Source organism: Leisingera aquaemixtae, assembly GCF_006740765.1.
GTDB classification, from domain to species: domain Bacteria; phylum Pseudomonadota; class Alphaproteobacteria; order Rhodobacterales; family Rhodobacteraceae; genus Leisingera; species Leisingera aquaemixtae.
In genome coordinates this window covers 2241830-2268231 of the sequence record NZ_CP041159.1, presented here as the reverse complement: position 1 = coordinate 2268231, position 26402 = coordinate 2241830, and the positions used below count along the sequence as shown (strand labels likewise).

The following is a 26402-nucleotide window of genomic DNA, read 5'->3' as shown; positions in this document are numbered from 1 at the left end:
CTCCGGGCCAGCGCGCTGCCGCAGCCCCGCCATGAGGCTGCGCGCGCGGCAAAGCTGCTGCCGGTTTTCCCTGTCTTCGTGCGGTGAGGCTAGCAGAGGAAACCCATTGGATTAAGTTGCATTTATTCATCGCAGTGATAAGCAAATCCTATGATAAACGTGACCCTCCGCCAGATGCGCTATTTTGAGGCGCTGGCACAGCACCGCCATTTCGGCCGCGCGGCAGAGACCTGCGCGGTGTCTCAGCCCGCTTTGTCGGTTCAGATCAAGGAATTGGAGGAAGTGCTGGGGGTGCAGCTGGTGGAGCGCGGGGCGCGCCAGGTGCGTCTGACCAGCTTTGGCGAGGATCTGGCGGTCAGGGTGCGCGGCATCCTGCGTTCGGTGGATGAGCTGGGCGAGCTGGACCGCGCCTCGCGCGAGGGGCTGGCCGGGCGGCTGCGGATCGGGGTGATTCCCACCATCGCGCCCTATCTGCTGCCCTCCATTGTCGGCACGCTGACCCGGCAGTATCCGGAGGCCGACATCCGGGTGCGCGAAACCGTGACCCCCAAGCTGCTGGAGGAACTGGGCGAGGGGCGTCTGGACACCGCCATCGTGGCGCTGCCGGTCTCTGAGCCTGCGTTCGAGGAGGTGCCGCTGTTTTCCGAGGACTTCGTGCTGGTGCGCCCGGGGGAGGATACTGGCAAGCCGGTTCCGGGGCCTGAGGGCTTGCGCGAAATGCGGCTCCTGCTGCTGGAGGAAGGGCACTGCTTCCGCGATCAGGCGCTGTCTTTCTGCAACATGCAGTCGGCCGCCCCGCGCGAGCTGCTGGACGGCAGCTCCCTGTCGACGCTGGTTCAGATGGTCAGCGCCGGCATCGGCGTGACGCTCATCCCCGAAATGGCCGTGCCGGTTGAAACCCGCTCGGCGGTGGTGTCGGTGGCCCGCTTCCGCGACCCGCAGCCCGCCCGCACCATCGGCATGATCTGGCGCCGCAGCAACCCGCTGGCGCGGCAGCTGATGCAGGTCGCCGGCGTGGTGCGCCAGGCGGCCGATGCCCTGCGGGCCAGTTACAGCCCGATGACCTGAGGCACGGAGAGAGGGTCTTTCAGGCGCACGGCCGCCGGTTTGCCGCCCCGTTGGTTGAGTGGCGCAAGCCCGGCTTCAACCCAGTGAAGATTGGTGCGCAAAGGGCACGTTCACAAGCGTTTCAACCGCATCGCAGTTTCCGGAGTAAGAACACTGCGTTAACGTTCCGCAAAAAATAACACACTGAAGCGGGCATACAGGCAGATGAAAACGGGCTTTCACGGCACGTTTGTTATGTCCTGGTCGCAAACCGAGATCGACGGCCTTCGGGCCGCCCCGGTGGACGCGCTGAATACGGGCGCGGCCTGGTCCTGGCATGGCGATGCCGTGCGGGTGGACGGGCCGGCCGGGCTGTCGCGGCTGGATATGGCAAACGGCGATGCAGAGATGCGCCGCCGCGCGGCGCGGTCGGTGCGCCGGCTGGTTGGCGCGGCGCTGCAGAACCGGACAGGCATCAGCGCGGCGGCGGCTGACGCGCCGCTGCAGGACAGCAGCTTCGCAGTGACCAACGGCGTGCAAAGTTTCACGGCCACCCTGATTGAAACCGGCCCGGGCCAGCCCCCGCTGGTGATGTTTGCCGGTGAGCTGCCGCCGCGCGGCACTGACCTCTGGGTGGTGCATCACGCGCTTGGCGCCGTCCGCACAGACCGGCCCCAGCGCGGGGCCCAGGGCGATGGCGGCGTCATCTGCTTTACCCCGGGCACGCTGATTGCGACCCCCCGCGGGCCGCAACCGGTGGAACAGCTGCGCGAAGGCGATAGGGTCCAGACCCGCGACAGCGGCGCGCAGGAGATCCTGTGGATCGGCTCCCGCCGGATCACCGGTGCGCGCCTGTATGTGATGCCGCAGCTGCGCCCGGTCCGCATTCACGCAGGCGCCCTGGGGATCGGCCGGCCGGAGCAGGAACTGCTGGTCTCTCCCGATCACCGGATGCTGCTGCGCGGCGCGCATGTGCAGGCGCTGTTCAACACGCCCGAGGTGCTGGTGGCGGCCGGCGATCTGGTCGATGGCCGCACGATCCTGCCCGATGCCTCGGTGCGCGAAGTCACCTATATCCACCTGATGCTGGCCAGCCATCAGGTGCTCTGGGCCAATGGGGTTGAAACTGACAGCTTCCATCCGTCCAGTGCCTCGCTCACGGCGCTGTGCGGCACGGACAGGGAAAGGCTGTTCCGCCTGCAGCCGGAGCTGGAGCGCAACCCGCTCTCCTATGGCGCCTATGCCCGCCGCAGCCTCAGCCCGTCCGAGGCGGCGATCCTGCGGCACGAGGCTGCCTGACGCCTTTGCCTGGGCGGGCAGGGCACCATGCGGCGGCCTGGCCCGCGGCGGATGCAGATTTTCGCATCATTCGGGCGCAGCCGTGTTGACTCCGCCCCGAACCCCGATATAAGCGCGGCTTCATTGGTGTTGGTGGCCCCCGCAAGGGGATGCCTGTCATGCCCGGATCCTGGATGCGGAGCAAGAGGACAACGCCCTTCGATTGTTGCAGGTCTCCTGGGACAGGTACACACAGACGGTGCAGTGGCAGACGCGATTGCAGCCCGAAAAGTGGGAACCGGTTTTCGGAAGCAGCTGCAATGCCACTTTAGAAGGAGATCAGCCGTGACCAAACGCACGTCTGCCAAGTACAAAATCGACCGCCGCATGGGCGAAAACATCTGGGGCCGCCCGAAGTCCCCGGTCAACCGCCGCGACTACGGCCCGGGCCAGCACGGCCAGCGCCGCAAGGGCAAACTGTCCGACTTCGGCATCCAGCTGCGCGCCAAGCAGAAGCTGAAGGGCTACTACGGCGACCTGACCGAAAAGCAGTTCCGCCGCATCTACGGCGAAGCCGAGCGTGTGAAGGGCGACACCGGTGAAAACCTGATCGGCCTGCTGGAGCGCCGCCTGGACGCCGTCGTCTACCGCGCCAAGTTCGTGCCGACCGTCTTTGCGGCCCGCCAGTTCGTCAACCACGGCCACGTCCTGGTCAACGGCAAGCGCGTGAACATCCCCTCCTACCGCGTGAAAGAGGGCGACGTGATCGAGGTCCGCGACAAGTCCAAGCAAATGGTCGCCATTCTGGAAGCCGTTCAGCTGGCTGAGCGCGATGTGCCGGATTACATCGAAGCCGACCACTCCAAGATGACCGCAACCTTCGTGCGCACCCCGTCCCTGGGCGACGTGCCGTATCCGGTGATCATGGAACCGAACCTGGTCGTCGAATTCTACGCCAAGAACTAAGCCTGCTGCCCTCAGGGCAACTGGCGGAAGGGCTGTCCAAACGGGCAGCCCTTTTTCTGTGGCGCGGCCGCCTTGCCGCAGGCGCGCGGCGCGGCAGCAAGGAAAGCTGTGGTCCGGCGGCATCATTGGTACTATCCTTCCTCAAAAGCGACAGGGAGTGACCCATGAAGTTGATGATGAAGGCAGCTGCCGCGGCGGCGCTCACGGTTCTGGCGGCGGCGGCAGGCGCGGCACCACTGAAACTCACCCCCGCAAATCCGCAGCCCTCTGGCGTCAAGCCCGGTCTCGCGGTGGTCTACGCCTACCCGCAGGATGTGAAAACACTGGCCGAAGCCTCCTCGGCGCTGAAAATCGGCAGCGAGCCGGGCCGCCCCATCGCCGGACTGGACAACCGCGACACCGAAGAGGGGCAGAACACCCTGACCGCCAAGCGGCCGATGCATGTGGCGGCCAGAATCACCGGATACGTGAAGTTCGACCAGCCGGGCATCCACAATATCGACTTCCTGACCAACGACGGGCTGCGGGCCAATATCGGCGGCCAGATCGTGGGTGAATTCGACGGCCGCCAGTCCTGCGACAGCACCATCATGACCCAGGTCGAGGTACCCTCTGCCGGCTGGTATCCGGTCGATATCCTCTATTTCCAGCGCCTCGGCACCGCCTGCCTGCACATGCGCATGGGTCCGGACGGCAAGCGCCCGAAATGGATGAAGGACAGCGCCTTCGGTCACTGACCAAAAGGGCCTTCTTCTGGCCGGAAGTATCCCGGGGGAAGCCCGCAGGGCTGGGGGCAGAGCCCCCGCTTCATCCTTTTCTAAAGCGGCAGCGGGCGCCCCTCGGCGATGGCTTCCATCGCGAAATAGGAGGTCACGCTGTCCAGCTCCACGCCCGAGATCAGCCGCTGATAGACCTTGTCGTAGCTGGCCATGTCTTCTGTCACCACTTTCAGCTGATAATCGTAATCGCCGCCGATGCGGTGAAAATCGACCACCTCGGGGATGGTCAGCACGTGGCGGCGGAACTTTTGCAGCCACTCCGCCGAATGATGCCGGGTGCGCAGCAGCACGAACACCACCAGATCCAGCCCCAGCTGCTTGCGGTCCAGCCGCGCGGTGGAGCCCTTCAGCAGCCCGCTTTCGTTCAGCGCCTTCAGCCGCCGCCAGCAGGCGTTCTGCGACAGCCCCACCTTGTCCGCCAGCTCGCGCTGCGACAGGCTGGCGTCCTGCTGCAGGGCCTTCAGGATCGCACGGTCAATTTGATCTGCTGATTTGGTCATGATTGGATCATATGACACAATATTGGGTCGATCCACTCAGTAATTGATAAAGTTCTCTCGCGAAACTCCGTTCATAGTGGCCTCACAGATTTCGGAGGCGCGACATGACCCTGGCAGCATTTAAACAGACAATCCGGCAGGCCGCCCAGGACGGAACCCTTGGCCGCAGCGTGATTGGCGACGGGGTGATGATCCCCGGTCTCGATGGCGAGGTGCCGCTGGTCTACGCCGATTACGTCGCCTCCGGCCGCGCACTGCGCCAGGTGGAGGATTTCGTGGCCGCCCAGGTGCTGCCCTTCTACGCCAACTCCCATACCGAGGCGTCCTACTGCGGCACCCAGATGACCCGCCTGCGCCGCGAGGCGCGCAGCGAGATTGCCCGTCTCACCGGCGCCACGGCACAGGATGCGGTGATCTTCACCGGCTCCGGCGCCACTGCGGGCCTCAACCGCCTGGTGAGCCTGTTTGGCGTCAACGAGGCCGCCCGCCCGGTCGTCTTCATCGGCCCTTATGAGCATCACTCCAACATCCTGCCCTGGCGCGAGAGCAAGGCCGAGGTGGTGGAGATCCCCGAAGCAGCCGAGGGCGGCCCGGATCTGGCAGTGCTGGAACTGGCCCTGAAACAGCACGCGGACAGCGACCTGAAAATCGGCAGCTTTTCTGCCGCCTCCAACGTGACCGGCATCGTCACCGCTCCCGATCCCATCAGCCGCCTGCTGCACGCGCATGGCGCGCTGGCGGTCTGGGACTATGCTGGCGGCGGCCCCTACCTGCCGGTTGACATGGGCGCGGGCGGCGCGGCCCGCAAGGACGCCGTCGTGGTCTCACCGCACAAGTTCCCGGGCGGCCCCGGCGCCTCTGGCGTGCTGATCGTCAACCAATCCGCCGTGCGCCGCCGCTGCCCGTCCTGGCCGGGAGGCGGCACCGTCAGCTTCGTCTCCCCCTGGCGGCACGAATACAGCCAGGATCTGGCTGCGCGCGAGGAGGCCGGAACCCCCAACGTGATCGGCGACATCCGCGCGGCCCTGGCCTTTCTGGTTAAGGAAGCGGTGGGTCAGGACCAGATCGAGGCCCGCGAAGCCAGGTTTGCACAAATGGCCTGGGACGGCTGGCTGTCCAACCCGCGCCTGCGCATCCTCGGCCACCGCAGCGCGCACCGGCTGCCGATCTTCTCCTTCCTGGTGACGGACGCGGCAGGCAAGCCGGTCCATCAGCAGCTGTTCACCCGCATGCTGAGCGACGTCTACGGCATCCAGGCCCGCGGCGGCTGCGCTTGCGCAGGCCCTTACGCGCACCGGCTGCTGGGCATCAATCATCCGGAATCGGAAACCCTGTTTGCCGACTTGCAGGCAGGCGAGGAGATGAAGAAGCCCGGCTGGGTCCGGCTCAACTTCTCCTACCTGATGGAGGAGGAGACAGCGCAATACATCATCAATTGCGTCAATGACCTGACGATGAAGGCGGGGGAGATTGCAGCCCGTTACGATGCCGACCCGCAGACCGCCCGTTTCAAGGCACAGGCCGCCTAGCGTACCCGGTTTGAGTGCTTTCCCGCATCGGGGAAGCACCTCACATGCTTGTGATACGTAGGCAGCCGGCCCCGGCATTTAAAGGGGAATGTCTCTGCCAAATCCCCCGCGACGGAGCGCCGGGGCCATGGCACGCTTGAACCAGTAGTTAATTGGTTGGAGCAAGGTCATGGCTCTCAAGCTGTCCGCCCCCGTTGGCGACAAGAAACGGATTACCAAGCCGGACCCCAAAACCGGTGAAAGCAAATTCAAACCGGTCAAGAACGCCCCCGCGGATGTCGAACTCGTCCGCCTGATGCTCAAGGCAAACGGCTATTCCGTTGAGGTCAGCACCAAATGCGATGCTGCGCTGATCACCATGATCCGCGATTTCCAGAAAAAGAAGCTGGGCTTCAAGAAGCCTGATGGCATTGTCGATCCCGGCATGCGCACCTGGAATGCGGGCCTGCCGAAACTGGCTGCGATGCATTCCGCCGACACCAAGGTGGAACGCGTCGAGGTTGTCGAAAACGGCAAGTCTAAGCTGATCACCGTGGCCGAGTTTGAAGCCGGGCAGGAGGAACTGCGCCGCAAGCTGCTGGCCAAGGCGGAAATGATGTACGGCCAGGCGGAATCCTGGGTCGATTTCTGCAACGATGTGGAAAACACCCGCCAGGGCAACGAGACCTTCCTGAACGCGCTGACCGAATTCGCCGTCAGCGTGGTCAACGACAAGACCGATCCGCCCTGGACCCCGATTCTGAACGCCCGCTCCGAGGCGAGTTTTCTCAAGACCTTGACCAGCAAGAAAAAGCCGGACTGGAAAAAGGTCTACAAGCAGGATGTGAAGGCAACCAAGGCCTATAACACCGGCGGCAAGGCGTTCAAGAAATTCATCGACCAGCGCATCAGCACCGCAGGCGCCATCGTCTGGAAGCTGGAGGTCGTGCGCGAGGTCTCCTTTGCCGTGGTCGAAACCTACATGACCGCCCGCCTGGTCGCGACCAAAGGCATGTCGCCCGCCAAGGCCCACGCCATCGCCGCCGCCAGCACCGAGGCGCTGAAATCCAGCGCGGGCCAGCTCGGCGAGCATCTGGCGGGCAACACCGTCACCTGGGACGGCGCCGCCAAGAAGGTGTTCATCGACAGCTTCATCGCGGGCCTGGCGGGGGCGGCCGGCGGCAAGCTGACCGCCAAGCTGTCCGCAGGCCTTGCCGATGATCTGGCCAAGGCCGCGGCCTCCAGGCTGTCGCGCGAAATGCCCAAGAAGGCAGTGAAGGCCTTCTTCGAGAAATTCCTGAAATCCAAGGCCGGCGAAGCCATGGTGACGGAGGCCTTGAAGGAGACCATCGGCCTCGCCAAACCCCTGATCGAAAAGGGCCGCCCGCCTAACACCAAGGAAATTAAGGAAAGCATCGCCAAGATCCTGACCGCGGGGATCATGTCCGCAGGCGCCGGCAAGGCGCTGGAGGCATTCTCTTCCGGCTTCACGAGCGCCGCCGAAAAATTCCTCAAGACCACGCTGGCGCCCGCCGCCATGGAAGGCGCGGTCAAGAAGGACCTGATTGCCAAATACGGCACCAAGGCGACGGAGGATTTCATCAAGCTGCACGGCGACGCCATCTATGGCGAGATCGCCAAGCAGATCTCCGGCAAGACGCTCAGCAAATACGCGGGGGAGGCGCTGGCCGGCGCGGACGGCTCGCAATCAGCCTCCACCATGCAGAAGCAGGCCAACGAGGCGATGCGCAAGGACATGGAACTGCGCAAGCAGATCCAGAAGATCATCATGGCCGAAGCCAAGCGCAAAATGCCCAAGACTGCAGCCGCGCACTGACGCGCGTATGCGGCCGGGGCAGACTGCCGCTGGGGGGCGGCAGCAAGGGGGAAGCGTCATCTTGGTGCTTCCCCGTCCGCGTTTGGGCCGTTATGACGGGTTGGAATTAAGGAGCCCGTATTATGACCCAACTCACACCGCAGCCCGGTATCATGGACATCGCTCTGTATCAGGGCGGGGCTGCCCATGTGAAAGGGGTGAGCAATGTTGTGAAGCTCTCCTCGAACGAGAACCCCTTTGGCCCCAGCCCGCGCGCAATTCAGGCGATGCAGGAGGCGGCCGCCCATATGCACCGCTATCCCAGTTCGGATCACGCGGCGCTGCGGCAGGCCATCGGCGAGGTGCACGGGCTGGAGCCGGAGCAGATCATCTGCGGTGCCGGCAGCGATGAGATCATCGCTTTCCTGTGCCAGGCCTATGCCGGGCCGGGGGATGAAGTTCTCTATACCGAACACGGCTTTGCCATGTACCGCATCAGCGCGCTGGCTGCCGGTGCCACCCCGGTGGAGGTGAAGGAGCGCGAGCGCATCACCGACGTGGACGCGCTGCTGGCGGGCTGCACGGCACGCACCAAGCTGGTCTTCATCGCCAACCCCAACAACCCCACCGGCACCATGATCAGCGAGGCCGAGGTGGCGCGGCTGGCAGATGGCATTCCCGATGGTGCGCTCCTGGTGCTGGACGGCGCCTATGCCGAATATGTCGAGGGTTTTGATGCCGGCGCCGCGCTGATCGGCGCCCGCAGCAACGTCTTCATGACCCGCACCTTCTCCAAGATCTACGGGCTGGGCGGCGCCCGGATCGGCTGGGGCTACGGCCCCAGGGAGATCATCAACGTGCTGAACCGGGTGCGCGGCCCCTTCAACGTCTCCAGCACCGCGCTGGCGGGGGCAGAGGCCTCGGTGCGCGATACGGATTACGTGGATTACTGCCGGGCCGAAAACGCCAAATGGCGTGCTTGGCTGGCAAATGCGCTGGCGGAGCTTGGCGTGCCGTCGGATGTCTCCAGCACCAACTTCATCCTGGCCCGGTTCTCCAGCCAGGCAGAGGCGGAGGCTTGCGATCTGCATCTGCAGGCGCAGGGGCTGATCGTGCGCCGGGTGGCGGGCTACAACCTGCCCGCCGCGCTGCGGATCACCATCGGCGACGAGGACTCCTGCCGCCGCATCGCGCAGGGCGTCAAGGCATTCAAAGAGAGCAAGGCCAAAGAGGTTCAGGCATGAGCGGAGAAGTTTACGGCCGCGTCGCGCTGATCGGCCTGGGCCTGATTGCGTCCTCGATGTTCTGGGCCATGAAACGCGCCGGGCTGGCAGGCGAGGTCACCGGCTATGCCCGCAGCGCTGAGACCCGTGACACCGCCCGCCGCATCGGCCTGTGCGACCGCGTCTGCGACAGCGCCCGGGAGGCGGTGCAGGACGCCGATCTGGTGGTGCTCTGCGTTCCTGTCGGCGCGATGGGGCCGGTGATGGAGGACATCGCACCGGTTCTGAAACCCGGCGCCACCGTGTCTGACGTGGGTTCGGTCAAGCGTCACGTGATCGAGGCGGTGCTGCCGCATATCCCCGAGGGCGTGCATTTCGTGCCCGCCCACCCGCTGGCAGGCACCGAGCATTCCGGCCCCGAATCCGGGTTTGCCGAACTGTTCGACAACCGCTGGTCGCTGCTGGTCCCGGTCGAGGGCACCGATCCGGAGGCGACATCACGCCTGCGGGCCTTGTGGGAGGGTATGGGCGCCCATGTCGATGAGATGGACGCCGACCACCACGACCTGGTGCTGGCCGTCACCTCGCACACCCCGCACCTGATCGCCTACACCATGGTCGGCGTCGCAGACGATCTGCGCCGGGTGACCGACAGCGAGGTGATCAAGTATTCCGCCGCCGGTTTCCGCGACTTCACCCGTATCGCGGCCTCCGACCCCACCATGTGGCGCGACGTGTTCCTGACCAACAAGGACGCCACGCTGGAAATCCTCGGCCGCTTCACGGAGGAGCTCTTTGCCCTCCAGCGCGCCATCCGCACCGGCGACGGGGAGCATCTGCACGCCTACTTCACCCGCACCCGCGCCATCCGCCGCGGCATCATCGAGGCCGGCCAGGACACCGACGCGCCGGACTTCGGCCGGGGGCAGAAGAAATGATCCGCGCGGGCGTGCTGATCCTGGCGGGCCTGTTTGGCGGCGCCGCGCAGGCCGCAACGCCGGACGCTTCGCTGGAGCCGCCCGAACGCCCGGCAGCAGACGCGGGGCTGCCGGCTGCCTTGGACCCCGTGCCCGGCATGCGCCCGGCCGCCCGCCCGCAATCCGAGCAGCGCCTGGCAGCAGCGGCCCGCCCCGCCGGCCTGCCTCTGCTGGCCCCCGGAGATTCCCTGGTGCCCTTCGCGCGCCCGGACAGCCTGTCAGAGCAGGTGCTGTTCAAGCGCCGCCAGCGGCGCAGGGGCTCGGTTTGCGGCGACATCGACATTCAGGGGGATGATGCGGGCAGCGTCACCGGAGCACTGCCCGGCTGCGGCGTCAAGGATGCGGTCAGGGTGCGCGAAATTGCCGGGGTCCGCCTCAGCCAGACCTCGCTGATGACCTGCAACACCGCCCGGGCGCTGAAGACCTGGATCAACCGCGAGGTCGAAACCGCCTTCGGGCGCCGCAACAAGGTCGTTGGCCTGCGGGTCGCGGCCCATTACGCCTGCCGCACCCGCAACAACCGCCCGGGCGCCAAGATCTCCGAACACGGCAGGGGCCGGGCGATCGACATTTCCGGCTTTACCCTTGCCAGCGGCGAGACCATCACCGTCCTGCACGGCTGGCAACAGCGCAAGACGCGCAAGAAGCTGAAGAAGATCTGGCGCGCGGCCTGCGGCCCCTTCGGCACCGTGCTGGGGCCTGAGGCCGACCGTTACCACAAGGACCACTTCCATCTGGACATCGCCCGCCACCGCGGCGGCTCCTACTGCCGCTAAGGGTTCGGGCCTGCCGGGCGTCCCGTGTTCTTCTGGCCGGAAATATCCCGGAGCGCGAGGCAGAGCCTCGCAGGATCCCGCCCTTGCCAGCGCCGCGCAGGCTGCTGGCGGGCGCATGGTCAGCGGATGATCAGCCGCGGCGCATGGCCCAGGGGCAGCGGGCCGAGCGTCACATAACCGTCCCGGAACCCCAGGGTAATGTCGAGGTCGCGGGGGTTGCCGCTGGTCTCCGCCAAGAGGCCCAGCACCCGCTCCACCGTGCCGCGCAGGGCAGGCGGCAGCGCGCCGGTGCGTTCGGCCATCAGCACCAGCCCGCGCCAGTTCTCCGCCTGCAGCGCAATTTCCCCCGCGGGCAGCCCCTCTTCGTCCACCGTCAGCGTGCCCGTTGCTTTCAGCCGCAGATCGCCCCAGCGGGCATCGGCCAGTTTCAGGTCAATCCGGCGCGGCTGCGGCCGCCGTTGTTCGAGCGCTGACCGGTCCCAGGGGGCGTCAAAACCAACCGTCATCTCCAGCGCCAGCGTATCGAACCGCTCCGGCAGCGGCGCGCTGGCGGCCAGCAGCCGCCGCCAGGCCGCGCGCGGCGCAAACTCCTGCGCGCCGGCGCTGATCCGGTAGGTCTCGGGGCTGTCCGTTTGCACCATGCGCAGGTCCAGCGCCGCGCCGCTCAGCACCGTTTCGCCGCCGCGCTCGATCTGCCAGCTGCCGGCAACGGCGGCCATCTGCTCCAGCTCCAGCGCCGCGCCGGGCTTCAGGTGCAGGCTGGCCTGCAGCCCCTCTGCGGTGATCACCGCGGTGCGGTCGAAATAGGACAGCCGCTGCGCCGTCGCCGGGAAATGCAGCTCCAGCCGCCCGGGCCAGGCGGCGGGGCTGTCCAGCTCCAGCCAGTCCGCCCGCCAGGCTGTTCCGGTGCGGGGATCTGCCAGGGCGGGGCGGCTGATCCGGGTCTGGTGCCGCAGCGGGTAGCCGCTGGTTTCCAGTCCGGAGTGTTCTGCCTGCCAGCCCTGCCGCTCCTGCTGGGCAAACCAGCTTGCGATCCCCGTGCGCAGCCCCCAGGCCGCCGCCGCCCAGTACAGGCTCCACACCGCCAGAGCGGCCATCAGCAGTTTTGCCAGGCGCATCGGATAGCCTCTTTTGTCCGCAACAGGATTGCTGTTTATAGGGGGGCAGCAAAAAGGGCCAGACGACATGACCATGTGGGTATTCGGATACGGATCACTTCTTTGGAACCCCGGTTTCCCGGTGGCGCGGCGCGAGGTTGCGGTGCTGCACGGCTATGCGCGCTCCTTCTGCATGTCCTCGATCCATCACCGCGGCAGCGAGGAAAAGCCGGGCCTGGTGCTGGCGCTGGATGCCGTCGAAGACGCGCACTGCAAGGGGATCGCGCTGGCGGTCGAAGCCGGTCACGAAGACCAGACCCTAGCGGAACTGCGTGAGCGCGAGCTGATTTCCTCCGCCTATCTGGAGCGCGATCTGCAGGTGGAGCTGGCGGATGGCTCCGTGGTCACCGCCGTGACCTATGTGATCGACCCGCATCATGTGCAGTATTGCGGCGGTCTCAGCCTGGAGGAGCAGGCCCAGATCATCGCCCATGCGGTTGGCGGGCGCGGCCCCAACACCGAATACCTCTACAACACCGCCGAGCATCTGGCCGAGATCGGTCTGCACGACAACGATCTGGACTGGCTGGCCGGCCGGGTGCGGGAAATCACCGCATAAAGCCTTGGCGCTTCTGACACTTTGCTTATAGGCTGCGAACGCAATAAGAGCAGTCAAAAGTGTCAGGAGCCAAGACGTATGGCGCAGCCAGACCGCAAAACCCGGCCGCAATTCTCCCAGCCGGTGCGGCAGATCATCATGATGCTGATCGCACTTGGGCTCTCGGGCTTTGGCGCCTTTGTGGCGCTGCCGCGGGTGCTGCCGGTGTTCCAGGCCAACCCCTGGCTCAACGGCTTCATCGTCTTCGTGTTTGTGATCGGGGTGCTGGCCTGTTTCTGGCAGGTGGTGCAGCTTATCGGCTCGGTGCGCTGGATCGAACGCTTTGCCGCCGGCGACAATCAGGAGCACCGCCGCCCGCCGTCGATACTGGCGCCTCTGGCCTCGCTGCTGGCAACGCGCAGCGCCCGGATGCAGCTGGGTTCCGCCTCGACCCGCTCCATACTGGACTCCGTCGCCAGCCGCATCGACGAAGACCGCGAGATCACCCGCTACATTGTCAACCTGCTGATCTTCCTCGGTCTTCTGGGCACCTTTTATGGTCTGGCCACCACTGTTCCCGCCGTCGTTGACACCATCCGCAGCCTGGCACCGCAGGAGGGCGAAGAAGGCCTGTCTGTCTTCAACCGCCTGATGACCGGCCTTGAGGCGCAGCTGGGCGGCATGGGCGTGGCCTTTGCCTCCTCGCTCCTGGGTCTGGCCGGCTCGCTGATCGTGGGCTTGTTGGAGCTGTTCGCAGGCCACGGCCAGAACCGCTTCTACCGCGAGCTGGAGGAATGGCTTTCCTCGATCACCCGGGTCAGCTTCTCCTCCGGCGAGGACGGCGCCGGGGACAGCGGCGTGGTGTCCCAGGTACTTGATAACATGGCCGAACAGATGGACGCGCTGCAGGCGATGTTTGCCGAAACGTCCGAAGGCCGCGCGGCGGTGGATCAAAAGCTGAGCGACCTGGTGGACACCATTCAGGAAATGAACCGCCGTCAGGACCAGACCGGCACCATCACCGCGGCGCTGGACCGGGTGGCGGTCGGGCAGGAGGCCCTGACGGAAATCCTGCGCGCGCAAGGAGAGCAGGGGGCGATCGACGCCGAAAGCCGGATGCGGCTGCGCTCGATCGACGTGCAGATGCTGCGCATCCTCGAAGAAATCTCGGCCGGCCGCCAGGAAAGCCTGGCCGAGCTGCGCAAGGACATCGACCTGATGATCAAGGCCTTTGCCCGCCCGCGCGGTCTCTCGCGCGGCGGCCTGCCGGGCCGGGACGCGGGGGAGTAACCGATGGCCCTCTCCCGGCGCACAGGACAGCGGTTCCAGGCCTCGATCTGGCCCGGGTTCGTCGATGCGATGACCGGGCTGCTGCTGGTTCTGATGTTTGTGCTGACCATCTTCATGGTGGTGCAATTCGTGCTGCGCGAGACCATCACGGGCCAGGAAAGCCAGCTGGATGAGCTCTCCGCCGAAGTCAGCGCGCTGGCCTCCGCGCTGGGGCTGGAAGAACGCGAGAACAGCCGCCTGAACGCCCGGCTGGGGGCGCTGACCTCGACCCTCAACACTGCTGAACAGGATCTGGCGCAGGCCCGCGGGCTGATCTCCGCGCTGACCGCCGAACGCGACCGCCAGGCCGGTGACTTGGCCGAGGCCGCCAGCCGCATCACCAGCTTCGAGGCGCAGGTGGCCGCCCTGATCGCCAGCCGCGATGCGGCTGAGGCGCGGGTGGCGGATCTGAGCGCCGAACGCCAAAGCCTGGAGGCCGCCCGCGACACATTGCTGAGCGAGCAGGAGGCGCTGAACCTGGCGCTGGCGCAGGCCCGCGGCGAGATAGATGCCCAGACCGAAGCCGCCCGGCTGGCGGCAGCCGAGCGCGAGGCGATGGAAGCGCTGATCGCCAGCCTTGAGGCAGAGGAGGCAGCAAACTCCAAGGAAATCGCGGGCCTGCAGGAGCAGCTGAGCGCCGAGGAAGCGGCCCGGATGGTGCAGGCCGCCGCCGCCGAAGCCCTGCGCGAAAAGCTGCAATCCGCAGATGCCGAACTGACCGCCATGACCCTGGCGCTGGAGGCGCAGCGGCAGGAGGCGGAAGACACGCTGACCCTGCTGGCCGCGGCCGAAGCCGCAAAGAAGCAGCTGGATGCGCAGCTCTCTGAACTGGAAACGGCCCGCGCCGGTTCTGATGCTGAGGCCGGACGGCTGGCGGCAGAGCTGGCCGAGGCCAAGGCGGCTCTGGCCGCGGCGGACACCCAGGCCAGCGAGCTGGACGTGCTGCGCCAGCGGCTGCTGGCGGCAGCCGCCGCGCAGGAGACGGCGGAGGCCGGCGCCGCTGAGCAGATGAGCCGTGCCGAAGAGCGCGCAGCCCTGCTGGCCCAGGCGCGGCAGGCGCTCTCGCAGGAGAAGGCGGTGTCAGAGGACGCCCGCCGCGAAACCGCGCTGCTGAACCAGCAGGTGGCAGCGCTGCGCGAGCAGCTGGGGGGCTTGCAGGCCATTCTGGACGATTACCAGTCCCGCGACGCCGCCCAGCAGGTGCAGCTGCAGAACCTGGGCCAGGACCTGAACGCAGCCCTCGCCCGCGCCGCATCAGAGGAGCGCAGGCGGCGGCTGCTGGAAGAACAGGAGCGCAAGCGGCTGGAAGCCGAAACCGCGGCGCTGGCCAGCAAGGCGCAGGATCTGGAGCGCTACCGGTCGGAGTTCTTTGGCCGCCTGCGCGATCTTCTGGGCACCCAGGAGGGCGTCCGCATCCAGGGCGACCGCTTTGTCTTTGCCTCCGAGGTGCTGTTTGCACCCGGTAGCGCCACCCTGTCGTCCGAGGGCAAGGTGGAGATCGCCAAGGTGGTGTCGATCCTGCAAAGCGTGGTGGCGGCGATCCCGCCGGAGATCAGCTGGATCATCCGGGTGGACGGCCATACCGATGACAGGCCCCTTGGCGCGCATCCGAAATTCAACGACAACTGGGAGCTCAGCCAGGGGCGGGCGCTGTCGGTGGTGCGCTACATGGTGGAGGCGCTGGGAGTGCCGCCCTCGCGGCTGGCGGCCAACGGTTTTGGCGAGTACCAGCCGGTGAACTCTGCGGACACGCCGGAGGCGCGCGCCCAGAACCGGCGGATCGAGCTGAAGTTCACCGAAAAGTAACCCGGCAGAACCCGGCAGCAGCTTTGCGGAACGGCTCCGCGCTGCGGCTGGCGCCCGTGGCCCGCCCAGAGGGCTGCGCCGCTGCCGCCGGCGGGAGGTGCAACCCGCTTCACTATTGGAGACAAGCTACTAGTTACACACGGGTTGCTGCCCCACCGGGCAGTAGGGCTCTTTTAAAACTATTGCGGCTGCGGGAGTTATCAACTTTTGAAGGAAAACAGTTTGCGCGGCGCAGCCTCTGCGCCGGTTTCCGGCGCGCTCCCGCCCGGCGCCGGGCCGCCTCTGCGGGGCGTCCGCGCCCGTTGGGCCGCGCATCTGCCGGGGCTGTTGCCCCTGCAGATGCGGTGCCGTGATACGGAACACGTTACTGCGGGGCGTCCGCAAGCGTCATGCTGCTGCTGAAACTGTCCACCTCGCTGCCGCCGCGCAGCAGCCGCGCCGTGCCGGTGTAATGGCCCGCAGGCCAGGATGCGCCGCGCAGACGGCGGCCGGTGGCGCGGAAGAACTGCGCCTGATCCTTTTCCAGCGCGTCGCGGCGGCTCACAAACGCGCCTTCGGGACCGGTCACCGTCAGTTCCAGCGTGTCGCCCGCCTGGCCGCCGAAGGCATAGGCCCAGAACACAAAGGCTGGCGCATCCGCGGCCAGCGGCGCCTGGCCGGCGGTGCCATCCTTGACCGCCTGGTATTCGGGAATGGCGGTGCTGAAGCCCGCGCCCAGCACCCCGCCGGGCCGGTAATCCGGCGGATCGGCCCACAGCGACGGGCCAGCGGCAGCGCCGCAGGTGCCGGTGCTGTCCGGCGCAAAGGGATCCACCACCGCGCCGTCCTTGCGCACAGACAGATGCAGATGCGGGAATTCGGTCTTGCCGGACAGGCCGACTTCACCCAAGGCATCGCCGGCCTTGACCTTCATGCCGCTCTGGACTTGGATCGAGCCGCGCTTCATGTGGCAATACTGGGTTTCCCAGCCGCCGCCGTGCTGCAGCACGACGCCGTTGCCGCACTCCTTGCCGTCGATGGCGGCGGCATTTTCCGCAGTTGCATACTGATCCGGCATGGTGTTGCGGGTGCCCAGAACCACGCCATCCGCGGCGGCGCGGACCGTGGCGCCGGCCCGCATGTCCGACAGATAGGGCAGGGCGATGTCCGTGCCCTTGTGGCCTTCATAGCTGAGCGTGCCGCAGGTGAAATCCGCGGCCCCGGGGCCCGCGTCATGGTCCACGAACTGCTGGATGTGGCAGTCCTGGCCCAAGGTGCAATCCAGCGGGAACTGCAAACGAAAATCGCCCGCCGCGGCGGGCGCGGCGAGCGATATGGCGATCAGCAGCCCGGCAGGGCGCATCAGTCCGCGGTCAGCAGCGGCGGCCGGTCGCCGGAAATCCGCGGCTTGCCCGGACCCTCCAGGCGCAGATCCAGCTTGCCGTCCTTGATGCCGACCTTGACGACGCCGCCCTTGGTCAGCTTGCCGAACAGCAGCTCCTCTGCCAGCGGCTTCTTGATGTGCTCCTGGATGACCCGGCCCAGCGGGCGGGCGCCCATGCGGTCGTCATAGCCCTTGTCGGCCAGCCATTCGGCCGCCTTGCGGGTGAGCTCGATCGAGACGTTGCGGTCCATCAGCTGCGCTTCCAGCTGCAGGACGAACTTCTCGACCACCTGCAGGATCACTTCCTTGCCGAGCGGCGCGAAGGAGATCACCGCATCCAGGCGGTTGCGGAACTCCGGCGTGAAGGTGCGCTCGATGGCGGCGGTATCCTCGCCCTCGCGGCGGTCGCGGCCAAAGCCGATGGCGGCCTTCGCCTGTTCGGAGGCGCCCGCGTTGGAGGTCATGATCAGGATCACGTTGCGGAAGTTCACGGTGCGGCCGTTGTGATCGGTCAGCTGGCCGTTGTCCATCACCTGCAGCAGGATGTTGTAGACATCCGGATGCGCCTTCTCGATCTCGTCCAGCAGCAGCACACAGTGCGGGTGCTGGTCGACACCGTCGGTCAAGAGGCCGCCCTGGTCGAACCCGACATAGCCCGGCGGTGCGCCGATCAGGCGGGAAACCGCGTGTTTCTCCATGTATTCCGACATATCGAACCGCAGCAGTTCCACGCCCAGCTGGTCCGCCAGCTGCTTGGCCACCTCCGTCTTGCCGACGCCGGTGGGGCCTGCAAACAGGTAGTTGCCGATCGGTTTCTCAGGCTCGCGCAGGCCGGCCCGGGCCAGCTTGATCGCGCTCGACAATGCGGTGATCGCATCGTCCTGGCCAAAAACCACGCGCTTCAGCGATTTCTCCAGGTCCTTCAGCACCTCGGCATCGTCCTTGGAGACGTTCTTGGGCGGGATGCGCGCGATCTTCGCCACCACCGCCTCAATCTCCTTGACGCCAATGGTCTTGCGGCGCTTGCTTTCGATGACCAGATGCTGCGCGGCGCCGGCCTCGTCAATGACGTCGATGGCCTTGTCCGGCAGCTTGCGGTCGTTGATGTAGCGCGCCGACAGTTCAACTGCGGATTTGATCGCATCGCCGGTGAACTTGATGCCGTGATGCTCTTCGAAATAGGGTTTCAGCCCTTTCAGGATCTCGATTGAGTCCTCGACCGTCGGCTCGTTCACGTCGATCTTCTGGAACCGGCGGGAGAGCGCGCGGTCCTTCTCGAAGTGCTGGCGGAACTCCTTGTAGGTGGTGGAGCCCATGGTGCGCAGCTTGCCGCCCTGCAGCGCAGGTTTCAGCAGGTTCGACGCATCCATCGCGCCGCCGGAGGTGGCGCCTGCACCGATCACGGTGTGGATCTCGTCGATGAACAGCACCGCGTCCGGGTGGTCCTCCAGCTCGGAGACCACGGCCTTCAGCCGCTCCTCAAAATCGCCGCGGTAGCGGGTGCCCGCCAAGAGCGCGCCCATGTCGAGCGAATAGATAGTGGTTTCCGACAGAACATCCGGCACTTCGCCCTGGACGATCTTGCGCGCCAGGCCTTCCGCAATCGCGGTCTTGCCGACGCCGGGGTCGCCCACCAGCAGCGGGTTGTTCTTGCGGCGGCGGCACAGCACCTGGATGCAGCGCTCCACTTCCAGGTCGCGGCCGATCAGCGGATCGATGTCGCCTTTGCGGGATTTGGCGTTCAGGTCGACGCAGTATTTGGCCAGCGCCGACTCCTTCTTTTCGCCTTCGGGCGCGGTGGTCAGGTTGTCCTCTTCCTGCTCCGTCGCGCCGGTGACCGGGCGGGATTCCCCGTAGGCCGGGTCCTTGGCAACGCCATGGGCGATGAAGTTCACCGCGTCGTAACGGGTCATCTCCTGGTCCTGCAGGAAGTAGGCGGCGTCGCTTTCGCGTTCGGCAAAGATGGCGACCAGCACATTCGCCCCCGTTACCTCAGTGCGGCCGGAGCTTTGCACATGGATCGCGGCGCGCTGAATGACGCGCTGGAAGGCGGCGGTCGGCACCGCCTCCGATCCGTCGATATCGGTGACCAGATTGGCAAGATCCTCATCCACGAATTCCACCAGAGAGGATCGCAATTCCGTCAGGTCGACGCTGCAGGCGCGCATCACGCGGGCCGCGTCGGGCTCGTCGATCAGGGCCAGAAGCAGATGTTCCAGGGTTGCGAATTCATGACGGCGTTCATTCGCCAGCGCCAGCGCTGCGTGAATGGCCTGTTCCAGGGTGCTCGAGAATGAAGGCACGGGCGTGCTCCTCTGATCTTGGGTTGGCCGGCGGGGCGGTATTAACCAACCCCTCAGTTCAACCATGTGCTTATATGGTTAGAGTTTGGTTGATAGAGCGCCGGCTTCAAGGGCTTTTCTTCATTTTGGGGTCACAATTATTTTCTCCCTGTTGCGCGCTGGGACCCTTGATTTGCTCAGAAATTGTCTTTGCGCTTGCGGATTTCGGCAAAAACCTCTGCGTCTTCAGCGTCTTCCATGCCCAAATGTGCCCTGATAGCGCTATCTGCGGCGCGCAGGAACGGATTGGTGTCAAGTTCCAGCTGCAGGGACGACGGCACAGTCGGGGTTCCTTTCTCCCGCGCGCGTGCGATATCGCGGACGCGGTCCTGCAACGCCGGGTTGCCGGGATCCACGGTGACCGCAAAGCCAGCGTTAGCCTGGGTGTACTCATGGCCCGAGTAAACCACGGTGTGCGGCGGCAGCGCGGCAAGGCGCGACAGGCTGGCCCACATCTGCTGCGCTGTGCCTTCAAACAGCCGCCCGCAGCCCAGTGCCATCAGGCTGTCGGCGGTGAACACCGCCTCCGCTGCGGGGATGTAAAACGCGATATGCCCCACCGTGTGGCCGGACACATCCATCACCTGCACCTCTTCGCCCATGAGGCTGAAGGTGCCGCCATCCTTCACCGCCTTGTCCAGCGGCGGCAGCCGGTGCGCGTCTGCCTCGGCGCCGATCACCTTGGCGCCATAAGCCTCCCGCAGCTCTGCCACGCCGTCCACATGGTCCCAGTGATGATGCGTCAGCAGGATCCAGTCCAGCCCCCAGCCGCGCTCCGACAGGGCGGCCCTGACCGCACCGGCCTCCGGCGCATCCACCAGCGCGGTCTCGCCCGAGGCCGGATTGTGGATCAAAAAGGCATAGTTATCGGACAAGCAGGGCAGGGTGATGATCTCAAGAGGCATGGTCATTCGCCTTTACATTGCTAAACTGCGCCCAGATTGGCCGAAGCAGCAGGCGCCCGCAATGCATCTTGATGTGCAGGATCTGAGGAACTTTTACTACCGCAGCACGCTGGGCCGTGCGGCGCAGGCGTCGGTCCGCGGCCGCCTGCTGGAGCTGTGGCCGGAGGCGGAGGGGCTGACGGTGGCGGGCTTCGGCTTTGCCGCGCCGCTGCTGCGGCCTTACCTGCCGGAGGCGCGCCGGGTGATGGCGCTGATGCCGGGACCGCAGGGGGTGATGCAATGGCCTGCGGGGATGCCCAATGTCTCGGTGCTGTGCGAGGAGACCAGCTGGCCCGTCGATACCGGCCGGATCGACCGGCTGGTGCTGCTGCACGGGCTGGAGACCTCGGAACGGCCCTCCCGCCTGCTGGAGGAATGCTGGCGGGTGCTGGGGCCGGGCGGGCGGGCGATTTTCATCGTTCCGAACCGGGCCGGGTTCTGGGCGCGCTCGGACCTCACTCCGTTCGGCTATGGCCGCCCCTACACGCTGCGCCAGCTCGAAGGCCAGCTGCGCGAGCATCAGTTCGCCATCGAGCAGCACACCGCAGCGCTGTACCGGCTGCCCAGCCACAAGCGGTTCTGGCTCAAATCCGGCGCCATGCTGGAGAAGATGGGCCGCAAACTGCCCGCGATACTGGCCGGCGGGGTGTTCATGGTCGAAGTCAGCAAGCAGACCTACCCGCAGAAGGGCCACATGATCCGCTCCAAGACGCCCAGCCGCATCCGGGTGCTGGAAGGCCTGTCCAATCCGATGCCGGAACCGGCCTGACCCAGAGGGCGCGGATTTCGATTCCCTGAAACTGTCCGCAGCGACGCTGCAGCGCGGCAAAAGCGGCCCGGGCAGCGATGTGTGACGGTTTTTGACGCAAATGCCGCTTTCCGGAATCGCCAAATTCTGCAGTTCAGCCGCACTTTTTTATCTAACGACTGTGGTCAAAGGGCCGCACTTCCCGCAAGCCTTTGAAAACACGTGAAACATGCTTTTATCCGTTACCGTTATAGGCAGTTGATAGGTCGCATCCGCTCTGCTAGACCCACGCTGATTTCAACGCCCCGCTGCCAATGGGGGATGACTCACGCCCCCGGACGCCGCCTGAGGCCAGGTATGCCAACCGGGGCCAAAAACATATCGGAAGGGTGGACGTGTCCGAACCAGCTTCGATTTCTGCAGGCATTGCTGCGCGCTATGCCACGGCGGTGTTCGACATCGCTGAAGAAAACAAGGCGCTCGACAGCCTTGAAACCAGCATCAATGACCTGGCAGCCGCGCTGGCTGACAGCGAAGACCTCAACAGCCTGATCCGCTCGCCGCTCGTGTCGCGCGAAGAGCAGGGCGCCGCGATCACCGCGGTGGCAGAGAAGATGGGGCTGGATCCCGTCCTGCGCAATACTCTTGCCCTGATGGCCGACAAACGCCGCCTGTTCGTGGTGCCCGCGCTGATTGACGCGCTGCGCGCCCGGCTGGCCGAGGCCCGCGGCGAAGTCACCGCCGAAGTGGTGTCCGCCAAGGCGCTGACCAAGACCCAAAGCGAAAAGCTGGCCAAGACCCTGGCCGAGCGCGTGGGCAAGAAAGTCACCATCAATGCCACCGTCGATGCGTCCATCATCGGCGGTCTCGTCGTTAAAGTGGGCTCGAAGATGATCGACAGTTCGATCCGCTCCAAGCTCAACTCCCTACAGAATGCAATGAAAGAGGTCGGATAAATGGGTATCCAAGCAGCAGAGATTTCTGCGATCCTGAAAGACCAGATCAAGAATTTTGGTCAAGAAGCCGAAGTGGCAGAAATCGGCCGCGTGCTGTCCGTTGGTGACGGTATTGCCCGCGTTTACGGCCTCGACAATGTTCAGGCCGGTGAAATGGTCGAATTCCCGGGCGGCATCATGGGCATGGCGCTGAACCTGGAAAACGACAACGTCGGTATCGTGATCTTCGGCTCCGACCGCGACATTAAAGAAGGCGACACCGTCAAGCGCACCAACTCCATCGTGGACGTTCCGGCCGGCCCCGAGCTGCTGGGCCGCGTTGTCGACGGTCTGGGCAACCCGCTGGACGGCAAGGGCCCGATCAACGCCTCCGAGCGTAAAGTCGCAGACGTCAAGGCGCCGGGCATCATCCCGCGTAAATCGGTGCACGAGCCGATGGCAACCGGCCTCAAGTCGGTCGACGCGATGATCCCGATCGGCCGCGGCCAGCGCGAGCTGATCATCGGCGACCGTCAGACCGGTAAAACCGCCGTGGCTCTGGACACCATCCTGAACCAGAAAACCTACAACGACGCCGCAGGCGACGACGAGTCCAAGAAGCTGTACTGCGTCTATGTCGCTGTCGGCCAGAAGCGCTCGACCGTTGCCCAGCTGGTGAAGAAGCTGGAAGAAGCCGGCGCGATGGAATACTCCATCGTCGTGGCCGCAACCGCGTCCGACCCGGCGCCGCTGCAGTTCCTGGCACCCTACGCCGCAACCGCGATGGCCGAATACTTCCGCGACAGCGGCAAGCACGCGCTGATCATCTATGATGACCTGTCCAAGCAGGCCGTGGCCTACCGCCAGATGTCCCTGCTGCTGCGCCGTCCGCCGGGCCGCGAAGCTTACCCGGGCGACGTTTTCTACCTGCACTCCCGCCTGCTGGAGCGTTCGGCCAAGCTGAACGAAGACTTCGGCGCCGGCTCGCTGACCGCTCTGCCGGTTATTGAGACCCAGGGCGGCGACGTGTCCGCGTTTATTCCGACCAACGTGATCTCGATCACCGACGGCCAGATCTTCCTGGAAACCGAACTGTTCTACCAGGGCATCCGCCCCGCCGTGAACACCGGTCTGTCGGTTTCGCGTGTGGGCTCCTCGGCCCAGACCAACGCGATGAAGACCGTTGCAGGCCCGGTGAAACTGTCGCTGGCCCAGTACCGCGAAATGGCGGCCTTCGCCCAGTTCGGCTCCGACCTCGACGCCGCCACCCAGCAGCTGCTGAACCGTGGCGCCCGTCTGACCGAGCTGATGAAGCAGCCGCAGTACTCGCCGCTGACCAACGCTGAGATCGTCTGCGTCATCTTCGCCGGCACCAACGGCTACCTCGACAAGATCGACCTCAAGGACGTCAGCCGCTGGGAAGCGGGCCTGCTGGCGCACATGCGCGGCAAAGGCAAGGAGACCCTGGACTGGATCACCAACGAAGATCCCAAGATCAAGGGCGATGCCGCTGACAAACTCAAGGCTGCGATCGACGAATACGCCGCCACCTTCGCATAAGGAGAGAGTCGGGACATGCCTTCTCTCAAGGACCTTAAAAACAGGATCGAGTCGGTCAAATCGACCCGCAAGATCACCAAAGCCATGCAAATGGTGGCCGCGGCGAAACTTCGCCGCGCCCAGGAAGCTGCCGAGGATTCCCGGCCCTACACCAAGCGGTTCAACGCCGTGATGGCAGGGCTGGCGGCCTCGGTCGGCGGCAGCGACTCCGCGCCCAAGCTGCTTCGCGGCACCGGCTCGGACCAGGTTCACCTCCTGGTGGTCATGACCGCCGAACGCGGCCTCTGCGGCGGCTTCAACTCGAACATTGCCAAGCTCGCCCGCCAGAAGGCGGCCGGGCTGAAGGCCGCGGGCAAGACGGTCAAGATCCTGACCGTCGGCAAGAAGGGCCGCGATGCCCTGAAGCGCGACCTTGGCAGTGATTTCGTCGGCCATGTGGACCTCAGCGATGTCAAGCGCGTCGGCTATGCCAATGCGCAGGCCATCGCCAAGGACATCCTGACCCGGTTCGATGCTGGTGAATTCGACGTTGCCACGATCTTCTTCTCGGAGTTCGTCAACGTGGTGACCCAGATCCCGACCGCGCAGCAGATCATCCCGGCTTCCTACGAGGGCGGCGAGGCCCAGGACGGCGCATCTGCGGTCTATGACTACGAGCCCGGCGAAGAGCGGATCCTGGCGGACCTGCTGCCGCGCGGCGTGGCGACCCAGATCTTCTCGGGGCTGCTGGAAAACGGCGCATCCGAACAGGGTGCCCGGATGAGCGCGATGGACAACGCAACCCGCAACGCGGGCGATATGATCGACAAGCTGACCATCGAGTTCAACCGCTCCCGCCAGGCCGTGATCACCAACGAGCTGATTGAAATCATTTCGGGCGCTGAGGCGCTCTAAGAGACAACCGGAGACCAACAAATGGCACAAGCAAAAGGCAAGGTGACCCAGATCATCGGCGCCGTTGTGGACGTCCAGTTTGACGACCACCTGCCCGCAATTCTGAACGCACTGCACACCGAAAACGAGGGCAAGACCCTGGTTCTGGAAGTGGCACAGCACCTCGGCGAAAACACCGTCCGCACCATCGCTATGGACGCAACCGAGGGCCTGGTCCGCGGCCGCGCCGTGAGCGACACCGGCGCGCCGATCTCGATCCCGGTCGGCAACGCCACCCTGGGCCGCATCCTGAACGTGGTGGGTGAGCCGGTGGACGAAAAGGGCCCGGTCAACGCGACCGAAACCCGCGCCATCCACCAGCCCGCGCCCGAGTTCAACGAGCAGTCCACCGAGTCCGAGATCCTGGTGACCGGCATCAAGGTGATCGACCTGCTGGCCCCGTACTCCAAAGGCGGCAAAATCGGCCTGTTCGGCGGCGCCGGCGTGGGCAAGACCGTTCTGATCATGGAACTGATCAACAACATCGCAAAAGTGCACTCCGGCTACTCGGTGTTCGCGGGTGTTGGCGAACGGACCCGTGAAGGCAACGACCTGTACTGGGAAATGATCGAATCCAACGTGATCAAGCCGGACAACCTGGAAGACTCCCAGGTGGCCCTGGTCTATGGTCAGATGAACGAGCCTCCGGGAGCCCGTGCCCGTGTTGCGCTGACCGGCCTGACCCTGGCCGAACAGTTCCGCGACCAGTCCGGCACCGACGTTCTGTTCTTCGTGGACAACATCTTCCGCTTCACCCAGGCAGGCTCAGAAGTGTCGGCTCTGCTCGGCCGTATCCCCTCCGCTGTGGGCTACCAGCCGACCCTGGCCACCGACATGGGCGCGATGCAGGAGCGTATCACCTCCACCAAGAACGGCTCGATCACCTCGATCCAGGCCGTCTACGTTCCCGCGGACGACCTTACCGACCCGGCACCGGCAACCACCTTTGCCCACCTGGACGCGACCACCGTTCTGAACCGTGCGATCTCCGAGCTCGGCATCTACCCCGCCGTGGACCCGCTCGACTCCTCGTCGCGCCTGATGGACCCGCAGATCGTTGGCGAAGAGCACTACAAAGTGGCTTCCGACGTTCAGCAGATCCTCCAGCGCTACAAGTCGCTGCAGGACATCATCGCCATCCTCGGCATGGACGAACTGTCGGAAGAGGACAAGCTGACCGTTGCGCGTGCGCGTAAAATCCAGCGTTTCCTGTCCCAGCCGTTCGACGTTGCGAAGGTCTTCACCGGCTCCGATGGCGTCCAGGTTCCGCTGGAAGACACCATCTCGTCGTTCAAGGCGGTTGTGGCCGGCGAATACGACCACCTGCCCGAAGGCGCCTTCTACATGGTTGGCGGCATCGACGAAGTGCTCGCCAAAGCCGAGAAGATGGCTGCGGAAGCCGCCTAAGAACGGATTTTCCCCCGCGCTTTCGCGGTGCGGGGGAACCCTGAAAGGAGGCCCCAATGGCACAAACGATGCAATTCGACCTCGTCAGCCCCGAGCGCGCCCTGGCGTCGCTGCAGGCGAGCGCGGTTCAGATCCCCGGCGCCGAGGGCGACATGACGGCGATGCCTCAGCACGCGCCGACCATCACCACCCTGCGCCCCGGCGTGCTGAAGGTCGAAAGCCCCGAAGGCAATTCGGAGTATCTGGTGACCGGCGGTTTTGCTGAAATCGCAGGCGACAGCCTGTCGGTTCTGGCCGAACGCGCGATCCCGATGACTGAGATGACCCGCGATCAGATGAACGAGCTGATCGAGGAAGCCCGCGAGATGTACAAGACCGCGAAAGAGGAAGACCAGCCGCACGGGTTGGTCGAGGACGCAGCCAAGCTGCTCGCCGACATGGAAGCCCTGGGCACCCATATGTCCCTCTGA

General features: G+C 65.4%; 23 protein-coding genes. 18 read left to right on the top strand and 5 right to left on the bottom strand.

What is annotated here, in order from left to right; genetic code table 11:
* Positions 1-150 precede the first annotated feature (150 nt).
* The 4 genes from R2C4_RS12785 (at position 151) to R2C4_RS12770 (ending at position 4028) form a co-directional block, all read left to right on the top strand.
* The gene (locus tag R2C4_RS12785) at positions 151-1068 is read left to right on the top strand and encodes a LysR substrate-binding domain-containing protein (RefSeq protein ID WP_141890922.1); all 918 of its coding nucleotides are present in this window, start codon (positions 151-153) and stop codon (positions 1066-1068) included.
* A 204-nt stretch (positions 1069-1272) separates the two neighbouring features.
* Complete coding sequence (locus R2C4_RS12780) at positions 1273-2346, top strand: Hint domain-containing protein (RefSeq protein ID WP_141890921.1); 1074 nt, start codon at positions 1273-1275, stop codon at positions 2344-2346.
* A gap of 324 nt (positions 2347-2670) precedes the next feature.
* Positions 2671-3291, top strand: a complete 621-nt coding sequence (gene rpsD / locus R2C4_RS12775) for a 30S ribosomal protein S4 (RefSeq protein WP_058286061.1) — start codon at positions 2671-2673, stop codon at positions 3289-3291.
* A 164-nt stretch (positions 3292-3455) separates the two neighbouring features.
* Positions 3456-4028, top strand: a complete 573-nt coding sequence (locus tag R2C4_RS12770) for a PA14 domain-containing protein (protein WP_141890920.1) — start codon at positions 3456-3458, stop codon at positions 4026-4028.
* Positions 4029-4108: 80 nt separating this feature from the next.
* On the opposite strand, the gene R2C4_RS12765 is transcribed toward R2C4_RS12770, so the two are convergent.
* Complete coding sequence (locus R2C4_RS12765; protein ID WP_141890919.1) at positions 4109-4570, bottom strand: Lrp/AsnC family transcriptional regulator; 462 nt, start codon at positions 4568-4570, stop codon at positions 4109-4111.
* A gap of 104 nt (positions 4571-4674) precedes the next feature.
* On the opposite strand from R2C4_RS12765, the gene R2C4_RS12760 reads away from it, so the two are divergent.
* From R2C4_RS12760 to R2C4_RS12740, 5 genes are all read left to right on the top strand, one after another.
* Positions 4675-6099 (top strand): aminotransferase class V-fold PLP-dependent enzyme, encoded by a 1425-nt coding sequence (locus R2C4_RS12760; protein ID WP_141890918.1) that lies wholly within the window; start codon positions 4675-4677, stop codon positions 6097-6099.
* Between the two features lie 169 nt (positions 6100-6268).
* Positions 6269-7915 carry a peptidoglycan-binding protein gene (locus R2C4_RS12755; protein ID WP_141890917.1) on the top strand — a complete coding sequence of 549 codons (1647 nt, stop codon included), beginning with the start codon at positions 6269-6271 and terminating at the stop codon, positions 7913-7915.
* 122 nt (positions 7916-8037) lie between these two features.
* Entirely contained in the window at positions 8038-9138 is a 1101-nt protein-coding gene (hisC, locus tag R2C4_RS12750) for a histidinol-phosphate transaminase (RefSeq protein WP_039949367.1), read from the top strand.
* Positions 9135-10055, top strand: a complete 921-nt coding sequence (locus R2C4_RS12745) for a prephenate/arogenate dehydrogenase family protein (protein ID WP_141890916.1) — start codon at positions 9135-9137, stop codon at positions 10053-10055. Before hisC ends, R2C4_RS12745 begins: the two co-directional genes overlap by 4 nt.
* The gene (locus R2C4_RS12740) at positions 10052-10870 is read left to right on the top strand and encodes an extensin-like domain-containing protein (RefSeq protein WP_141890915.1); all 819 of its coding nucleotides are present in this window, start codon (positions 10052-10054) and stop codon (positions 10868-10870) included. Before R2C4_RS12745 ends, R2C4_RS12740 begins: the two co-directional genes overlap by 4 nt.
* Before the next feature lie 119 nt (positions 10871-10989).
* Here the strand turns inward: R2C4_RS12740 and R2C4_RS12735 are convergent, their stop codons facing one another.
* Positions 10990-11988 (bottom strand): DUF2125 domain-containing protein, encoded by a 999-nt coding sequence (locus R2C4_RS12735; RefSeq protein ID WP_141890914.1) that lies wholly within the window; start codon positions 11986-11988, stop codon positions 10990-10992.
* 67 nt (positions 11989-12055) lie between these two features.
* Here R2C4_RS12735 and R2C4_RS12730 point away from each other — a divergent pair, with 67 nt between their 5' ends.
* From R2C4_RS12730 to R2C4_RS12720, 3 genes are all read left to right on the top strand, one after another.
* Positions 12056-12586 carry a gamma-glutamylcyclotransferase gene (locus R2C4_RS12730; RefSeq protein WP_141890913.1) on the top strand — a complete coding sequence of 177 codons (531 nt, stop codon included), beginning with the start codon at positions 12056-12058 and terminating at the stop codon, positions 12584-12586.
* A 78-nt stretch (positions 12587-12664) separates the two neighbouring features.
* Complete coding sequence (locus R2C4_RS12725; protein WP_058286051.1) at positions 12665-13855, top strand: hypothetical protein; 1191 nt, start codon at positions 12665-12667, stop codon at positions 13853-13855.
* A 3-nt stretch (positions 13856-13858) separates the two neighbouring features.
* Complete coding sequence (locus R2C4_RS12720; protein ID WP_141890912.1) at positions 13859-15700, top strand: peptidoglycan -binding protein; 1842 nt, start codon at positions 13859-13861, stop codon at positions 15698-15700.
* A 364-nt stretch (positions 15701-16064) separates the two neighbouring features.
* Here R2C4_RS12720 and R2C4_RS12715 read toward each other — a convergent pair whose 3' ends face one another.
* The 3 genes from R2C4_RS12715 to gloB form a co-directional block, all read right to left on the bottom strand.
* Entirely contained in the window at positions 16065-17042 is a 978-nt protein-coding gene (locus R2C4_RS12715; protein WP_141890911.1) for a M23 family metallopeptidase, read from the bottom strand.
* Positions 17042-19366, bottom strand: coding sequence for an ATP-dependent Clp protease ATP-binding subunit ClpA (gene clpA, locus R2C4_RS12710; protein WP_141890910.1), 2325 nt, complete (start codon positions 19364-19366; stop codon positions 17042-17044). Before clpA ends, R2C4_RS12715 begins: the two co-directional genes overlap by 1 nt.
* 176 nt (positions 19367-19542) lie before the next feature.
* Entirely contained in the window at positions 19543-20316 is a 774-nt protein-coding gene (gene gloB, locus R2C4_RS12705; RefSeq protein WP_141890909.1) for a hydroxyacylglutathione hydrolase, read from the bottom strand.
* A 55-nt stretch (positions 20317-20371) separates the two neighbouring features.
* Between gloB and R2C4_RS12700 the strand changes: the two genes are divergently transcribed.
* The 6 genes from R2C4_RS12700 to R2C4_RS12675 all read left to right on the top strand — a co-directional run bounded on the left by R2C4_RS12700 (position 20372) and on the right by R2C4_RS12675 (position 26402).
* A complete protein-coding gene (locus R2C4_RS12700) occupies positions 20372-21118 on the top strand; it encodes a class I SAM-dependent methyltransferase (protein WP_058286046.1) in 747 nt (248 codons plus the stop codon).
* Between the two features lie 374 nt (positions 21119-21492).
* Positions 21493-22053, top strand: a complete 561-nt coding sequence (locus tag R2C4_RS12695; RefSeq protein WP_058286045.1) for a F0F1 ATP synthase subunit delta — start codon at positions 21493-21495, stop codon at positions 22051-22053.
* Positions 22054-23592: a F0F1 ATP synthase subunit alpha gene (gene atpA, locus R2C4_RS12690; protein WP_058286044.1), complete on the top strand. Its 1539-nt coding sequence runs from the start codon at positions 22054-22056 to the stop codon at positions 23590-23592.
* A gap of 15 nt (positions 23593-23607) precedes the next feature.
* The gene (locus tag R2C4_RS12685; RefSeq protein WP_141890908.1) at positions 23608-24486 is read left to right on the top strand and encodes a F0F1 ATP synthase subunit gamma; all 879 of its coding nucleotides are present in this window, start codon (positions 23608-23610) and stop codon (positions 24484-24486) included.
* A 21-nt stretch (positions 24487-24507) separates the two neighbouring features.
* Positions 24508-25932, top strand: coding sequence for a F0F1 ATP synthase subunit beta (gene atpD, locus R2C4_RS12680; protein ID WP_058286042.1), 1425 nt, complete (start codon positions 24508-24510; stop codon positions 25930-25932).
* Between the two features lie 56 nt (positions 25933-25988).
* Entirely contained in the window at positions 25989-26402 is a 414-nt protein-coding gene (locus R2C4_RS12675) for a F0F1 ATP synthase subunit epsilon (RefSeq protein ID WP_058286041.1), read from the top strand.

Excerpts from the sequence above, each read along its gene's own strand:
- R2C4_RS12765 (WP_141890919.1), bottom strand. The coding sequence starts at position 4,570 with ATGACCAAATCAGCAGATCAAATTGACCGTGCGATCCTGAAGGCCCTG.
- R2C4_RS12720 (WP_141890912.1), top strand. The coding sequence starts at position 13,859 with ATGGCCCTCTCCCGGCGCACAGGACAGCGGTTCCAGGCCTCGATCTGG.
- hisC (WP_039949367.1), top strand. The coding sequence starts at position 8,038 with ATGACCCAACTCACACCGCAGCCCGGTATCATGGACATCGCTCTGTAT.
- R2C4_RS12760 (WP_141890918.1), top strand. The coding sequence starts at position 4,675 with ATGACCCTGGCAGCATTTAAACAGACAATCCGGCAGGCCGCCCAGGAC.
- R2C4_RS12755 (WP_141890917.1), top strand. The coding sequence starts at position 6,269 with ATGGCTCTCAAGCTGTCCGCCCCCGTTGGCGACAAGAAACGGATTACC.
- R2C4_RS12770 (WP_141890920.1), top strand. The coding sequence starts at position 3,456 with ATGAAGTTGATGATGAAGGCAGCTGCCGCGGCGGCGCTCACGGTTCTG.
- R2C4_RS12725 (WP_058286051.1), top strand. The coding sequence starts at position 12,665 with ATGGCGCAGCCAGACCGCAAAACCCGGCCGCAATTCTCCCAGCCGGTG.
- R2C4_RS12780 (WP_141890921.1), top strand. The coding sequence starts at position 1,273 with ATGAAAACGGGCTTTCACGGCACGTTTGTTATGTCCTGGTCGCAAACC.
- atpD (WP_058286042.1), top strand. The coding sequence starts at position 24,508 with ATGGCACAAGCAAAAGGCAAGGTGACCCAGATCATCGGCGCCGTTGTG.
- R2C4_RS12745 (WP_141890916.1), top strand. The coding sequence starts at position 9,135 with ATGAGCGGAGAAGTTTACGGCCGCGTCGCGCTGATCGGCCTGGGCCTG.
- R2C4_RS12715 (WP_141890911.1), bottom strand. The coding sequence starts at position 17,042 with ATGCGCCCTGCCGGGCTGCTGATCGCCATATCGCTCGCCGCGCCCGCC.
- R2C4_RS12740 (WP_141890915.1), top strand. The coding sequence starts at position 10,052 with ATGATCCGCGCGGGCGTGCTGATCCTGGCGGGCCTGTTTGGCGGCGCC.
- atpA (WP_058286044.1), top strand. The coding sequence starts at position 22,054 with ATGGGTATCCAAGCAGCAGAGATTTCTGCGATCCTGAAAGACCAGATC.
- R2C4_RS12785 (WP_141890922.1), top strand. The coding sequence starts at position 151 with ATGATAAACGTGACCCTCCGCCAGATGCGCTATTTTGAGGCGCTGGCA.
- gloB (WP_141890909.1), bottom strand. The coding sequence starts at position 20,316 with ATGACCATGCCTCTTGAGATCATCACCCTGCCCTGCTTGTCCGATAAC.
- R2C4_RS12685 (WP_141890908.1), top strand. The coding sequence starts at position 23,608 with ATGCCTTCTCTCAAGGACCTTAAAAACAGGATCGAGTCGGTCAAATCG.
- R2C4_RS12735 (WP_141890914.1), bottom strand. The coding sequence starts at position 11,988 with ATGCGCCTGGCAAAACTGCTGATGGCCGCTCTGGCGGTGTGGAGCCTG.
- R2C4_RS12700 (WP_058286046.1), top strand. The coding sequence starts at position 20,372 with ATGCATCTTGATGTGCAGGATCTGAGGAACTTTTACTACCGCAGCACG.
- R2C4_RS12675 (WP_058286041.1), top strand. The coding sequence starts at position 25,989 with ATGGCACAAACGATGCAATTCGACCTCGTCAGCCCCGAGCGCGCCCTG.
- R2C4_RS12730 (WP_141890913.1), top strand. The coding sequence starts at position 12,056 with ATGACCATGTGGGTATTCGGATACGGATCACTTCTTTGGAACCCCGGT.